Here is a 12644-nt window from a genome sequence, read left to right on the forward strand (position 1 = left end):
AGGTCGTTTGTGACAGTGTGAATTAAAGACACTTTTGTTTAACTTGACCGAGGTATGGGAACAAGAAGACAAAACGCCCAACGTAGAACAAAGTGAATGCCAGCCACAAACCGTGATTGCCCCAATATTGCACCGCAATAAATTGGGTCACTAAGAACAACACCATGGTTAGAAAGGTAGAGTTACGCACTGGTCGCGTCGTCCCTGTACCGGTAAAGATGCCGTAAAACGTAAGACCAAAACCAGCAACCAACGGAAATGCCAATAACCAAGGGCTCATGTCTAGATACAGCTCAACAAGGTTTGGCAAAGTGGTAAATAACGACACCACTTGATGTTTGAACAGCACTAACAGCAAGGTCAAGACAACAACGAACGCCGCGGTCCATTGCGTGTTTAGCTTAATCACGTTATCAAGCAATGTCGGATTCTTCTGGCCTACGGCTTTACCTGCGAAGACGCTCGACGCATTCGCCACACCATCGAACATGTAGCTGACGATAAAGGTCACTTGCATCAAGATTGCGTTCGCAGCAAGCACATCAGAACCAAGCTGAGAGCCTACACGCGCCATCATGTTGAAGAACACCAATAGACACACAGTGCGAAGCAGCAGATCCATATTGGAAGACGCGATAACTTTGAGATCTTTACGCGTCATTTTCGCGGTCTGAATGTAATCAAACAGCGGGAAGCGACAGGTTTTCAACACCAGCACCGCACCAATAACAAACGTCGAAATTTGCGCGATAAGTGTCGCTACCGCAACGCCAGCAATGCCCATATCGAAGTACAACACAAAGACGATATCCAGCACGATGTTCAGCACGTTACCAAACACTTGCGTGAACAAGGTTTCTTTGGCTTTCGCCTGTCCCATCAACCAACCAATCACGGTGTAGTTCAGCAGTACAAACGGCGCACCAAAGATCATGATATCGAAGTAAGTCTTAGCGTTTTCTGCCACGACTGCATCAGGGGAGATAATCAGCTCTGCCCCCATCCAAATCACGGACTGCAACGCAATGAAAATCAAGCCAAGGCAGAGCGAAAGCACGAAAGGACGGAATAAGCTGCTCGCTTGATCTTCTGGGCTATTTTTACCTAATGCGATTGCACTTTGCCCGGTAGTACTGACGCGGAAGAAGCCAAACAGCCAATACAAGGTATTCATGATGACGGTGCCGATCGCTACACCACCAATCATCTCAGCCACACCGAGTTTACCGATCACCGCGGTGTCCACCGCCCCCAATAATGGTTGGGTTACCGTAGAAACGATGAAAGGAAATGCGATTTTAAAATAGTCTTTATGAGTCAGGGACATCTTAAATTATGAACAAGATTAATTTTTATAAGGTCGCTATCATATGCGAATGGCGCCCGAACATGAACCAAAGTTCACCAGCAAGGAATAGCATTGATAATTGATACAACCAGCCAACGTATTCTCATACCAAAGCTTGAAATAGGATAACGACTTATGAGAAAAGCCAAGTTAACTGCATATAAATGAGTTTCTAGTTTGGAAAGATTAGCGTTTGGTTGAGCATGGCAGATCAGAATGTATCTGCCATGTCATAACGGTAGTGATTGGTGAAAAGAGACCGTACAGATGATATTTAATGCTTGTGGGTTTCATCTGACAATGTTTAGGTCGATACCAAGCCTTATGTTCTGTAAAGCACCTTTACAACATGCCAACCGAACTTGGTTTTAACTAGATGCGGCGTTAACACTTCGCCAGAAAAGCACACTTTGTCGAATTGAGGTACCATTTGACCACGGCGGAATTCACCAAGGTCACCACCGCGTTTGCCTGACGGGCAAGTTGAATACTTCTTCGCTAATGTCTGAAACTTTGCGCCTTTTTTCAGTTGCTTGATTATGTCTTCCGCTTGCTCTTTGTGCTTCACAAGAATATGTAATGCGGCTGCTGTATTTGCCATTGATCTATCTCTCACTATTCTGGTCGCGCAAGTGTACCCAATCCTTTTTAACAGACCAAACATTTCTTAATAATAGCTCAGCGGTAAAGGCCCAAATACACGAGGAATATAAAATCGTCTACATAATGAGTTTAAAATACAAACAAGTTTTGCTCAGTTAATCACTATTCTCTAAAAGATTGTCTAAAAAGCTCACATTTGTCTCTCCGATGGTTGAAGCCTTCGTCTGATAAGATTAGATTAGACACAATTCGGTGGTATTTATAAGGTTATTTTCATGGCAAAAGTCGTTAGCAAAGCGAATCAATCTCAGGGCATGTTGATGTTTAAGCTCACCCTGCAACAGAGTTTCGCTATCGGTACGCTAAAAGTCCGTGAAATCGTCCCGTACATGCCAACGACAAAGATCCCTTACTCGCATCATCACGTCATTGGAACCGTTACGATACGTAACTTAACAGTACCAGTGATCGATATGTCAGCGGCTGTTGGCTTTCGTCCTATTAATGAAGAAGAATATAAAAGCTGCTACTTGATCGTGACAGATTGCTTGCGAACCGTGGTTGCGTTTGTGGTTCGTAGTATAGAGAAGATCATTGAGTGTGATTGGAAAGCTATTGAAACGCCACCTCCGAGCGCTGGAAAAAATATTTTCGTGACTGGAATTACTCGCTACGAGGACAAAACTGTTCAAATGCTGGATGTGGAGCTGCTACTTTCCAAAATTTATCCGCAGTACGAGAATTCAAAGATACCAATGCTGACAGATATTGAGCGAGAACGCCTAAAAGCACTCAGTATTCTATTGGTGGATGACTCTTCCATCGCTCGTAAACAGCTGTGTGACGCACTCGATAGCATCAATATTGGGTATCAAATCTGTAAAAATGGTTTAGATGCATTGGAACTGATGAAAAGTGACGCTGCGGCTCATCGCCCAATTGATATTCTGGTCAGCGATATTGAAATGCCCGGATTAGACGGTTATGAATTAGCATTTGAAGTTCAGAATAATTCCTCTCTGAACCATTCATACCGCATTTTACATACATCGTTATCGAGCGAAATCTGTGTAGACAGAGCTCACCAAGTTGGCGCGCATGAGGCACTTGAGAAATTCAATGCAGGAGAACTAATCGAAGCGATGCTTCGCGGAGCAAAAGAGCTAGAAGCCAAAGCTATGACTTCTTAACTCTTATTGGACGAGTTGATTTGAGAATATAATGCAGTGCTTGTCCTATCCCTGATGCTCACATCCGCTAATTTCTCAGCTCACTTCTTTGGCATCGCGTAACTACGAGAAACGAATTCCGTCTCTTTGACTTGGTGAGCATGATTAATATAAGAAGCTAGGCTGTAAAGTACATTCGCTAATAAGTTCGCGTAACGAAACAAAATAGGTGCGGGCTGCTTCTTACCTGTATGTTCAACGGCAACTAATGCTCGTACCGTTTTTTTAGCTTGGCAACGGCACAAATGCAATTGACTGGCTGCCGGGTGCCCCCCGGGTAGAACAAAGCCTTTGAAGCCGCCATCAATACGTTGCTTGAGCAAAGCATAATCGGCCTTTAACTCTTCAACTTCCGTCTCTGTAATCGCTAATTTCCCGCGAACCGAACCATTTAGATGATAAACATTAGGCTGCATTCTTGTCAGTATATCGCGGCTAAACTCGTCCAACTCCATAGCGAGAACAAGGCCAATACGACTACAAAGTTCATCTGCTGTAATTTCAAAGTCACAAACCGGACTGTCCTCGTAAATAAACGGATAGCAAATCTCGCTCAATTCCTTACTTACAGGTTTCATGCTTTTGTTCCAATATAAAAAAGGGAGTCAGTATAACCTAACTCCCTTTAAACGTTCATTATGCCAAATGAGCGACATTCATATGATCGGTTTACAATCAGGCACTTTCGACTTTCTTGTGACCTTCTTGAAGGTGAACAAAATCGACTAAATCATCACCAGACACTTGATACGCCTGACCAAAACCTTTAACAAATAGCCCCGATTCTGGCTTTAAGTTGAACAAAACGAAATCCTCTAGCTGGCTTAGACCATCAATAATCTCACCAAAACGCTCTTTCATTTGTCCAACAACTTGTTGCCACATCTCTGTGTCTCGCTCAACTACATTTGCTACCGCATCAAAAGTTAAGCGCTTACGAGCAAACAGCTGCTTTGAAGACTCTTCATCTTCGATCATCATCAATGAAACATTTGGATTTTCTAAAAGGTTACGGGCATGACGAGCGATTTTAGAAATGAGAACGAAATAACCTTCCTGGTTTTGGACATAAGGCGCGTAGCTTACATTCGGGCGACCTTCTGCATCGACAGTTGCAAGCTGAAGTGTACGACGCTCCTGACGGAACTCTTTGATCTCTGGCCCTAAACGACCTTGCAAACGCTCTTGTTTAACTTGTTGATCCATATTGATACCTGACTTTACTAATTAGTATTCGAGTTAAGCCTCGATTATGTTTGTGATTACTTTTTTAATTCGGCTTGTAGGGCGCGAAATGCGGTTACTTGCTCTTCAATCAACTCGCGCTTTTCGTTACGGCCTAAATAAACCTTGAAAATATTGCTTCCGCACTCTGAGAAAAAACCAAAATAGTGACTCTCTCTACCCATAAACGGTTTACTGACTAATGCGACATTTTTAACGTTATCTAATTTAAGGTGGCCGTGCAGTTCACCTTCTCTACCCATTAAATTGTAATAGCCACGCGCCACTTTTCCTTTTGGAAACGGCGCTTTAACTTCAAAGATAGAACCAAAAGAGTGGACGATGGTCGTCACCGGGCCAAAACCAACCAAACTTTCTAGGATGCTTTGCGCTTGCTCTCCTGGTGCAATAGCCACCATTTCCTGAGGTAGAGCCGCAACAACCTCAAACTCGGAAATGCCAAGACGCTCTGCCATCGCAGCTGGCAATAATTGTGGTTCTTGCTCTAGTAATACTTCAACTTGTTGCTTGATTGATTCCATTGTGTCTTCCGTTTTTGTTCAATTTGTTTTCATTAATTATTGGATGCTTTCGGTACGGTTTCGTTCATCTCTGATGTGAGTACCTGAATACAACTTTGAGCCAATGACACTGCCCAGAAGCTGCCTGCAAGAGTAAGGACTGCGCTACGTTCATGTAGTTGTACTAAGCCTTTCGCTTGCCACACTTTAAATAGAGGCAATAAAAACCCGAACGCGTCCTCTCCCATAAATGATGGAAGTTGATTTGCTTGAACAATGCCACGGTCAAACGCAGATTTGAGTGCAGAAAAAAGTGGTTCTAGAGGGCTTTGCTTCATCATCATCGCGATGGTGCTTTGACCTTCTTTGACCGCTTTAATATAGGTCTCTAGTGTGCGGTGTTGCATCATCCCGTAGCCACCGATATTACCTCCAGCACCACAGCCAATTGGCAATACCTCTGCATAAGTCTTGGCTAAACTATTGTATAAACTACGCTCGCGGTTATCGATTGCCCAATGGTTCACACTCAGTTGCTTCATATGGTGTTTGGCCATAAAGTTCACACCGAGCTCATACATTCCCGCTTTTTCTGGTGTGGTCGCAGGTGGCGGGATTTTTCCCTTTTCTACGAGGTTGAGCATGGGAGCTGACCCGCCAACCACTAACTGATACAAATCCAGTCCGTGTGCGCCAGTCGAGAGGAAATCATTTAAATCTTGCTCTAACACTTCTTTGGTTTGATAAGGTAAGCCATAGAGTAAATCGATAATGACCGGAATTTTGTCTTCTTTGGCGATCTCGCTCACTCGTTTGAGGACATCTTCCCTATCATCTAAACGTTTTGCGCTGCGGCGCACTTGTGTATTAAAACTTTGCACACCAAAAGAGAAACGATTAAACCCACCCTCTAAAGCGCCTTGATACAACTCATCAGAAAAACGATTGATGCGACCTTCTAAGGTGATTTCGCAGTCTGCAGCCAAAGGAAAGTGGTCTCGGATAGCCTGGCCTAACACACGAACCTGTACTGGAGATAGATCCGTTGGCGTTCCGCCCCCGATATATACGGCGTGAAAAATACCATTTTGTGTCCAAGGTAATGCCGCTTTCTCTCTAAGCTCCTGCATTAATGCTTCAAAGTACTCATCAACCAGTGTGCGACTTGCAGCATTTTGAAAGAAATTACAAAAAGTGCAACGAACGCGACAAAACGGAACATGAATATAAAGACAGCGTTTATTGGTCGCTTTAATTGAGTTAGCCGTAATACTCGAAAAAATCGCCTGTTGTTGAGACGAGGGCACAGGTACGCTCGCTCCCCCGGCATGTGCAGAATGCTTCTTAACAAAAGCAAATCGCAATGGATCAGGACTATCACTGCCCAACACTGATTCATCAAGCTTATCGATATCGACGCTCATATATACTCGCTTAACTCCCATCATGTAAGGGATGGAAGCTGATCTTAAAAATTCTGCAAGAATCATAATTTGAGCGTAATGATAATGCAATTGATAATTGATCTTATTTCCATTGTAAGTAATAATCTGCCCAAGTTTTCATAGTTTCCCGAGATATTCCGTGAACGTACAAAGATATGTCATTGCAGGAGGTGCTTCCCTTGCCATCCATGCCGCACTTCTTTTTGTTTCTCAAGAGACAAAGGTGTTCGCGATGCCGGCTGGAAACCCAGCAAGTTCGGTAAGTCTAAATCTTGTGTCTGCTCCTCCCACTGTCGAAAAATCTACACCAGAAAATGTAGCGCCACCAAAAGAGCAGCCTCAAGACCAACCTGAACCAGAAAAGAAGATTGTAAAAAAACAGGTCGTCAAGAAAGACGCTGTTAAGAAGAAGGTAGTAGAGAAAAAACCTGAACCGGTTAAACAATCTAAACCTAAAGCGGTCGAGCCCACCAAAACCGTAACAAAGCAAAAGGTTCAGCCCGAAGCGAAACCAAAGAAAAAAACGGAACCGGTGAAGAAAGAGACGGTAGCTCAACAATCCGCACCTGCGAGCCAATCCAAAGGGGCAACATCTCAGCCTGTCTTGGTCGACAAACCAACGTTTGTGAGTCAACCAACACAACCCCGTTACCCAAGGTCTGCACAAAGACGCGGTATTGAAGGTGTAGCCTTGTATGAGATATGGCTAGATGAGAATGGTAACCAGATTAAACAGGTTTTGATTGAGTCTTCCGGCACAGAGTCGCTAGATGCCTCAGCACTTCGTGCGATCAAACAGTGGCAATTTACACCACATATTTCAGGTGGGCTAAAAGTCGCTCACCGAGTACAAGTACCTGTTCGTTTTAAGTTGGATGGATAATGGAACAACTACAAGAATTACAAACTCAATTTGGGCTGATGACATGGCCTTTGACCATTTGCTCAGCTCTAACCGTGATGATCATCGCCGAGCGATTATTCCATGTGTTAATTAGCCTTGGTGTAGGAAAGCGAGCCATTCGCCAAAAGCTCACAGGATTAGACCCAACAAATGGGAGCGAACTTGAAGCACTTGCTGAAGAGTTGTCGAATAAGCGGCCGCTTCTGTACCGTGGTGTTGCGATGTTGCTTGCTCATCATTCGTTTTCGAAATCTTTAAGAGAAGATGCCGCAGGTATTTGGCTGCAAGAAAAACGCCATCAGTTGCATTCCGGCCTTCGTTTGCTGACGCTGATTGGCGTCATCAGCCCTTTAATTGGCTTGCTTGGTACGGTACTTGGCTTAATTGACATGTTTAAAGGCATCGCGGTTTCAACGGGGAATATCACTCCGAATGATTTAGCTGACGGCCTAGGTCTTGCTATGCGCACCACTGCCGCGGGTCTCATTATCGCACTTCCTGCCATTTCAGGAGCGCAGATCATTGGTTTGTGGGCGGATCGTGTAATCGCCAAGCTTGAGCACACTTTAAACTACGTCAACTTATGGCTTGAAGGTATCTCGTTACAGCATGTCTCGCCAGACCACTCAAAAGTAACACTGCGCTCTTCTGAGAAGATTGAGGCTGCAACTCAATGATTAAAACACCACAAGAAAATAGTCGTAACGGTTTAACCCCCGATTTAACACCGCTGTTAGACATTATTTTTATCGTCATGGTTTTCCTGATGTTAACCGCAGCGGTCAAACTCGATTCATTAGACGTCAATTTACCGAGCACAGAATCTCAGGCTGTTGCAGATGTCGATAAGCAATCCATCACGGTAAATATTCTTAAAGACGAGCCTTACTGGGCTATTAACGGCAAGACATATATCGATTGGGACAACTTTACCCTCGCGCTGTTAGAAGAGAGTAAGTCAAGCGATAAACCGATTGTAATTGGAGCAGAAAAAACCGCGAATATTCAGTCGCTAGTACAACTTCTCGGCTTTTTACAAGAAAACGGAATTCAAGCAACTCAGTTACTCACTGAAGAGCCATCATAAAAATAAGTAAGATAGAGATCCTTTCAAAATGAAGAACACACGCATCACTATTCATGCTGTTGTCACGGCAGCTATTTCCCTACTTGCGAGTAGTCAACTTTTTGCCAATGAAACGCCATCCTCAGAGCGCGTTGTTAGCGCAGGCAGCGCCGTCACTGAACTCTTGCTTGAACTCGACGCTAAAGATAGCTTGGTTGCTATCGACGTCACCAGTCAATTACCAAAAGGGATGGAACTGCCTAAAGTGGGCTACCATCGTCGTCTTTCAGCGGAGGGGTTGCTCGCCTTACGTCCGACAAAAGTCATTGGTTCTGATGAGATGGGGCCGAAAACAACATTGAGCCAATTGAAATCGGCTGGCGTAGATGTAGAAATTGTTAATACTGATGCAAATGTCGAGGGCCTTTATCAACGTATTGATCAAATTGCGAACCTTATGGATCGCAAGGCTCAAGCTGAAAGCTTAAAGCAAGATGTCCAGGCGCAAGTACAAGCACTCAATGCAAACCAACCTGATCAAGCGAAGAAAAAGAAAGTGCTCTTTCTGCTGATCCATGAAGGGCGACCTGCAAATGTTGCGGGCTCACAAACGACACCCGATGCAATTATTCAACTCGCCGGCGGACAAAACCCAGCCGCTACACAACTCTCGTCTTACAAGCCTCTATCCACAGAAGCGATGGTAGAGATGCAGCCTGACGTGATTCTTGTTAGCGGTCGCAGCTATGAAACGTTGGGTGGTGCCGATGCAATTTTAAAAGCAATGCCGCTTCTTGCTGCAACACCCGCTGGAAAGAACAAAGACATCATAACGATTGATGGCCATGCTCTGGTAGGTGGTTTGGGCCTTAAAAGCCTTGCAGAAGCTAAACGCTTGAATGCACTGCTTTACCCATAGAGACATGACATGTTGTTAAGACGCATCCCCCTTTCAACGACGTTATCAGTGCTTAGTGGATTTTTAGCATTTATTGCTATCGCCTCTATTACCGTTGGCCCAATGAACATTAGCTTTGCTGACAGTTTGCGTAGCCTAACGGGAGGCAGTTCTGATCTCGCTCCTCACATTCAGTTGGTCATTAACGAAATCCGATTGCCTCGCACCATTTTGTGTATGTTCATCGGCGCTATTTTGGCAATTTGTGGTGTGGTTATGCAGGGCTTGTTCCGTAACCCATTAGCCGAGCCTGGTATCATTGGTGTGTCTGCTGGCGCTGCTCTTGGTGGTGCATTCGCTATTGTTGTATTTGCTGAATTTAGCCAAAACTATCCGCAACTAATGAACTTAGCGGCTCTGCCTCTTTTTGCTTTCCTTGGCGGTGCACTAACGACTATTCTCGTTTATAAACTCGGCACAAGTAAGTTTGGTACCTCAGTTACAATTATGTTGTTAGCCGGCGTTGCCATCAGCGCGCTCTCGGGTGCTGCGATTGGCTACATGAACTTTATCGCAGATGATCAGATGCTGCGAGATTTGACGCTTTGGTCGATGGGCTCATTAGCTGGTGCAAATTGGTCAGGGATTGCTCTATCTGCTGTAACACTCGTCATCCTATTACTCTGGTTTCAGAAGAAGTCGATGGCGCTGAATGCTCTGTTGTTAGGGGAATCAGAAGCAAGACACTTAGGAGTTCCGGTTCAAAAACTCAAACGTCAGCTTATTTTACTTTCTGCACTGGGTGTTGGTATTACGGTGAGCATCAGTGGTGCAATTGGCTTTATTGGGCTCGTGATTCCACACTTAGGGCGCATGCTCGCTGGGCCTGACCATCGAACGCTATTACCAATATCTGCCTTAATGGGAGCTCTGCTTCTTACTGCCGCAGATATGTTTGCTCGTGTTGCCGTGGCACCAGCTGAATTACCAGTTGGAATCGTGACCGCATTGATTGGCGCGCCCTTTTTCATCTACTTATTGTTCCAGCAAAAAGGGAAGATTTTGTAATGAACCAGATCGTTTTATCGGGGAAAAACATTTCGATGACATATGGCAACCGTGTGGTGCTCGATGACATCAACATTGATATCCGAGCTGGTGAAGTGACCGCCCTACTCGGCCCCAATGGCGCAGGTAAAAGTACTTTACTCAAGCTTCTATGCGGTGAGATCTCTTCGAATCATCACATCACCTACTTCGGTAAACAAAAGCATGATTGGGAGCCTGAAAAAAGCGCCAAACATATTGCAATGCTCCCGCAGCACAGCACCTTAACCTTCCCATTTCTAGCCAGAGAAGTAGTAGAGCTGGGGGCAATACCGCTATCACTGTCCAATAAAGAAACCACTAAACTGGCTTTACATTACATGGAACAAACCGACGTATTGCATTTAGCAGAAAGCCTGTACCCGTCTTTATCTGGTGGAGAAAAGCAACGACTGCATCTAGCACGAGTGATGACACAACTACATCAATCTGGCGAAAAACGAATCTTAATGCTTGATGAACCTACCTCAGCGTTGGATCTCGCCCATCAACACAACACGTTAAAAATTGCTCGTGAAACGGCAAAAGCACAGAACGCTGCGGTGGTTGTGGTGTTACATGACTTGAATCTAGCCTCTCAGTACGCAGACCGCCTTGTACTCTTGCATAACGGGAAACTAGTTTGTGATGACACGCCATGGAATGCACTAACGTCAGAGCGCATTGAGCAAGTTTATGGCTATCGCTCTATTGTGACAAAACATCCGACGCTAGACTTCCCTCAAGTGCATGCCGCAGCATAAAGCGTATCTCCTCTAAGCCGTCTCTAAAACACTTTGATACGACAAAGGCCCGCAATATGAGAATTGCGGGCCTTTGCTTTGATAGTGGCAGAATTTGGGGCTTTAAAGGCTATTACTTGCTCATTTGGATCAATGATCGACCAATCAACCACTCAAGCTCTTTGTCACCACCCGCACCAAACTGGCTTTCAACCATTTTGTATAAGCGGTCAATACCATTAGCAGCAAATTCTTGCGCATTTTCAGCGGTGACAATGTGATGGAATAGCAGTCGTAAAATCGCGAGAAACTCAGCATCTTCCAGCGCTTTAATCCAACTTTGTGAAAATGCATTTAATCCTTTATCAAACTCTAAGTGTTCAATAAACATTTTAAAGATACGGCCATCCAGTGCGGCGGTGAAGTCCGTTTTCTTAGGGAAGTGATGGCTAATACCGGTACGCGATATACCTGTCTGCTGGCTTAGCGTCGTGTACGACATTTTGTCGTAACCTAATCTGAGTAGCTGATCAATAACGGCATCCATGATCTTTTGGATAGTGATTTCGGTATCTTCTTTACTACGCTTTGGCATATTTTAAGCTCTTCTCTTTGTAAATCCATCTAACTCACTATTAAATGAGGCCAGAATGAAATCATTCTTAGCATTATACCCGGCTCGCCGATGCGGTTCGATTAGCGAAAACCTAGAAATCAGGTTGCTAAGCGCTGCACTTGAAAGCGCTTTGGGTATATGTATTGCGACTATTTAATATCATGTCGAGTTCCAAACCATAACGTCTTTACACTGCGTAATGTGTAATTTTCAGTTATGTTTTTGTCAATACATGCTACTCAAAATAAGGCGAAAAGTTAGTCTCATCAAAACCTTGCGCCAATTATTCATCGAAACTATTCAAAGACCAAGAATGATAATTATTAAAAATAATCAATCAAGAAATAGTCTTATAAATTAACCATTAGTTCAACTGGACTGAGCAAAATCTCGTCACTATGTTCGTTAATTGATTTTAAATGTTGATATATATCACATTAACGTTCTTGATGATTTAGTAATCCAATCTTTAACCCTTACTTAACAAGTGCCTATTCTGTTCCTTTTTTACGCAAAAGTCGTCATTTTTGTAGATACAGATCAAATACCTGATAGAATACCCTTAGTATTTACAAGAGGATTCGTTATGAGTGTCGAATTAGAAAAAAACCAAGTATGTGAGGCCTGCGGCTGTGCTGGCGAGATAGGCTTTATCATCAAAGAAGGTGACGAAGTTGCCGACGTAACGGTTTTCGCACAGACAAAAACAGAGCTAGAGTCTGAACTACAAAAATACATCGAGCTCGCTAAATCAGTATGTGCTGATGTTGAATACAATGTTTCAGAAATAACCGAAGAATCGAACCAAGCGACGGCTCGATTCAAATTTGAAGTAAGTGCTGAAAAACTTATCTTTGAATTAAAAACTCGCTCACTCGCGCGTTAGTAAATTACCACCTTCTAAAGAAGGTGGCTTTGTGTGAGCCCCCTAAAAGGGGGCCTTTGTTTAGTCCAGCGCCAA

Annotated in this window: 15 protein-coding genes; 8 read left to right on the top strand and 7 right to left on the bottom strand. The window is 44.0% G+C overall.

Annotation, left to right across the window (positions count from 1 at the left end):
- Window positions 1-22 precede the first annotated feature (22 nt).
- Together R7Z41_RS20045 and ppiC are read right to left on the bottom strand one after the other, a co-directional pair.
- A complete protein-coding gene (locus R7Z41_RS20045; RefSeq protein WP_005375345.1) occupies window positions 23-1327 on the bottom strand; it encodes an MATE family efflux transporter in 1305 nt (434 codons plus the stop codon).
- Window positions 1328-1670: 343 nt separating this feature from the next.
- Entirely contained in the window at window positions 1671-2012 is a 342-nt protein-coding gene (gene ppiC, locus R7Z41_RS20050; RefSeq protein ID WP_080276970.1) for a peptidylprolyl isomerase PpiC, read from the bottom strand.
- A 214-nt stretch (window positions 2013-2226) separates the two neighbouring features.
- On the opposite strand from ppiC, the gene R7Z41_RS20055 reads away from it, so the two are divergent.
- Entirely contained in the window at window positions 2227-3141 is a 915-nt protein-coding gene (locus tag R7Z41_RS20055; protein WP_318136406.1) for a chemotaxis protein, read from the top strand.
- An 80-nt stretch (window positions 3142-3221) separates the two neighbouring features.
- Here R7Z41_RS20055 and R7Z41_RS20060 read toward each other — a convergent pair whose 3' ends face one another.
- The 4 genes from R7Z41_RS20060 to hutW form a co-directional block, all read right to left on the bottom strand.
- Window positions 3222-3758, bottom strand: a complete 537-nt coding sequence (locus tag R7Z41_RS20060) for an ATP:cob(I)alamin adenosyltransferase (protein WP_005375333.1) — start codon at window positions 3756-3758, stop codon at window positions 3222-3224.
- Window positions 3759-3855: 97 nt separating this feature from the next.
- Window positions 3856-4386, bottom strand: coding sequence for a heme utilization protein HutZ (hutZ, locus tag R7Z41_RS20065; RefSeq protein ID WP_005375331.1), 531 nt, complete (start codon window positions 4384-4386; stop codon window positions 3856-3858).
- Between the two features lie 56 nt (window positions 4387-4442).
- Complete coding sequence (gene hutX, locus R7Z41_RS20070; protein WP_005385051.1) at window positions 4443-4946, bottom strand: heme utilization cystosolic carrier protein HutX; 504 nt, start codon at window positions 4944-4946, stop codon at window positions 4443-4445.
- Between the two features lie 32 nt (window positions 4947-4978).
- Window positions 4979-6349: a heme anaerobic degradation radical SAM methyltransferase ChuW/HutW gene (hutW, locus tag R7Z41_RS20075; RefSeq protein ID WP_064354555.1), complete on the bottom strand. Its 1371-nt coding sequence runs from the start codon at window positions 6347-6349 to the stop codon at window positions 4979-4981.
- 160 nt (window positions 6350-6509) lie between these two features.
- On the opposite strand from hutW, the gene R7Z41_RS20080 reads away from it, so the two are divergent.
- From R7Z41_RS20080 to R7Z41_RS20105, 6 genes are read left to right on the top strand one after another with little or no spacing between them, the layout of a single operon-like run.
- Window positions 6510-7253: an energy transducer TonB gene (locus R7Z41_RS20080; RefSeq protein ID WP_081007917.1), complete on the top strand. Its 744-nt coding sequence runs from the start codon at window positions 6510-6512 to the stop codon at window positions 7251-7253.
- A complete protein-coding gene (locus tag R7Z41_RS20085) occupies window positions 7253-7951 on the top strand; it encodes a MotA/TolQ/ExbB proton channel family protein (RefSeq protein ID WP_054574458.1) in 699 nt (232 codons plus the stop codon). The genes R7Z41_RS20080 and R7Z41_RS20085 overlap by 1 nt, the downstream gene beginning before the upstream one ends.
- The gene (locus R7Z41_RS20090) at window positions 7948-8361 is read left to right on the top strand and encodes an ExbD/TolR family protein (protein WP_005375322.1); all 414 of its coding nucleotides are present in this window, start codon (window positions 7948-7950) and stop codon (window positions 8359-8361) included. The genes R7Z41_RS20085 and R7Z41_RS20090 overlap by 4 nt, the downstream gene beginning before the upstream one ends.
- A gap of 28 nt (window positions 8362-8389) precedes the next feature.
- On the top strand, window positions 8390-9259 hold the full coding sequence (locus R7Z41_RS20095) for a hemin ABC transporter substrate-binding protein (RefSeq protein ID WP_005375320.1): 870 nt from the start codon (window positions 8390-8392) through the stop codon (window positions 9257-9259).
- 9 nt (window positions 9260-9268) lie between these two features.
- Complete coding sequence (locus R7Z41_RS20100; RefSeq protein ID WP_005375318.1) at window positions 9269-10306, top strand: FecCD family ABC transporter permease; 1038 nt, start codon at window positions 9269-9271, stop codon at window positions 10304-10306.
- Window positions 10306-11088, top strand: coding sequence for a heme ABC transporter ATP-binding protein (locus tag R7Z41_RS20105; protein WP_005385036.1), 783 nt, complete (start codon window positions 10306-10308; stop codon window positions 11086-11088). The genes R7Z41_RS20100 and R7Z41_RS20105 overlap by 1 nt, the downstream gene beginning before the upstream one ends.
- Window positions 11089-11200: 112 nt before the next feature.
- Here the strand turns inward: R7Z41_RS20105 and R7Z41_RS20110 are convergent, their stop codons facing one another.
- Complete coding sequence (locus R7Z41_RS20110; protein ID WP_005385033.1) at window positions 11201-11662, bottom strand: TetR/AcrR family transcriptional regulator; 462 nt, start codon at window positions 11660-11662, stop codon at window positions 11201-11203.
- A 607-nt stretch (window positions 11663-12269) separates the two neighbouring features.
- Here R7Z41_RS20110 and R7Z41_RS20115 point away from each other — a divergent pair.
- Entirely contained in the window at window positions 12270-12569 is a 300-nt protein-coding gene (locus R7Z41_RS20115) for a YfcZ/YiiS family protein (protein WP_005375307.1), read from the top strand.
- Window positions 12570-12644 lie beyond the last annotated feature (75 nt).

This window comes from Vibrio sp. 1457 (genome assembly GCF_033340195.1).
Lineage (GTDB): Bacteria > Pseudomonadota > Gammaproteobacteria > Enterobacterales > Vibrionaceae > Vibrio > Vibrio alginolyticus.

Bases quoted from the DNA above. Each gene is read 5' to 3' on its own strand.
- R7Z41_RS20045 (WP_005375345.1), bottom strand. From the start codon at position 1,327: ATGTCCCTGACTCATAAAGACTATTTTAAAATCGCATTTCCTTTCATC.
- ppiC (WP_080276970.1), bottom strand. From the start codon at position 2,012: ATGTTTGGTCTGTTAAAAAGGATTGGGTACACTTGCGCGACCAGAATA.
- R7Z41_RS20055 (WP_318136406.1), top strand. From the start codon at position 2,227: ATGGCAAAAGTCGTTAGCAAAGCGAATCAATCTCAGGGCATGTTGATG.
- R7Z41_RS20060 (WP_005375333.1), bottom strand. From the start codon at position 3,758: ATGAAACCTGTAAGTAAGGAATTGAGCGAGATTTGCTATCCGTTTATT.
- hutZ (WP_005375331.1), bottom strand. From the start codon at position 4,386: ATGGATCAACAAGTTAAACAAGAGCGTTTGCAAGGTCGTTTAGGGCCA.
- hutX (WP_005385051.1), bottom strand. From the start codon at position 4,946: ATGGAATCAATCAAGCAACAAGTTGAAGTATTACTAGAGCAAGAACCA.
- hutW (WP_064354555.1), bottom strand. From the start codon at position 6,349: ATGAGCGTCGATATCGATAAGCTTGATGAATCAGTGTTGGGCAGTGAT.
- R7Z41_RS20085 (WP_054574458.1), top strand. From the start codon at position 7,253: ATGGAACAACTACAAGAATTACAAACTCAATTTGGGCTGATGACATGG.
- R7Z41_RS20090 (WP_005375322.1), top strand. From the start codon at position 7,948: ATGATTAAAACACCACAAGAAAATAGTCGTAACGGTTTAACCCCCGAT.
- R7Z41_RS20095 (WP_005375320.1), top strand. From the start codon at position 8,390: ATGAAGAACACACGCATCACTATTCATGCTGTTGTCACGGCAGCTATT.
- R7Z41_RS20100 (WP_005375318.1), top strand. From the start codon at position 9,269: ATGTTGTTAAGACGCATCCCCCTTTCAACGACGTTATCAGTGCTTAGT.
- R7Z41_RS20105 (WP_005385036.1), top strand. From the start codon at position 10,306: ATGAACCAGATCGTTTTATCGGGGAAAAACATTTCGATGACATATGGC.
- R7Z41_RS20110 (WP_005385033.1), bottom strand. From the start codon at position 11,662: ATGCCAAAGCGTAGTAAAGAAGATACCGAAATCACTATCCAAAAGATC.
- R7Z41_RS20115 (WP_005375307.1), top strand. From the start codon at position 12,270: ATGAGTGTCGAATTAGAAAAAAACCAAGTATGTGAGGCCTGCGGCTGT.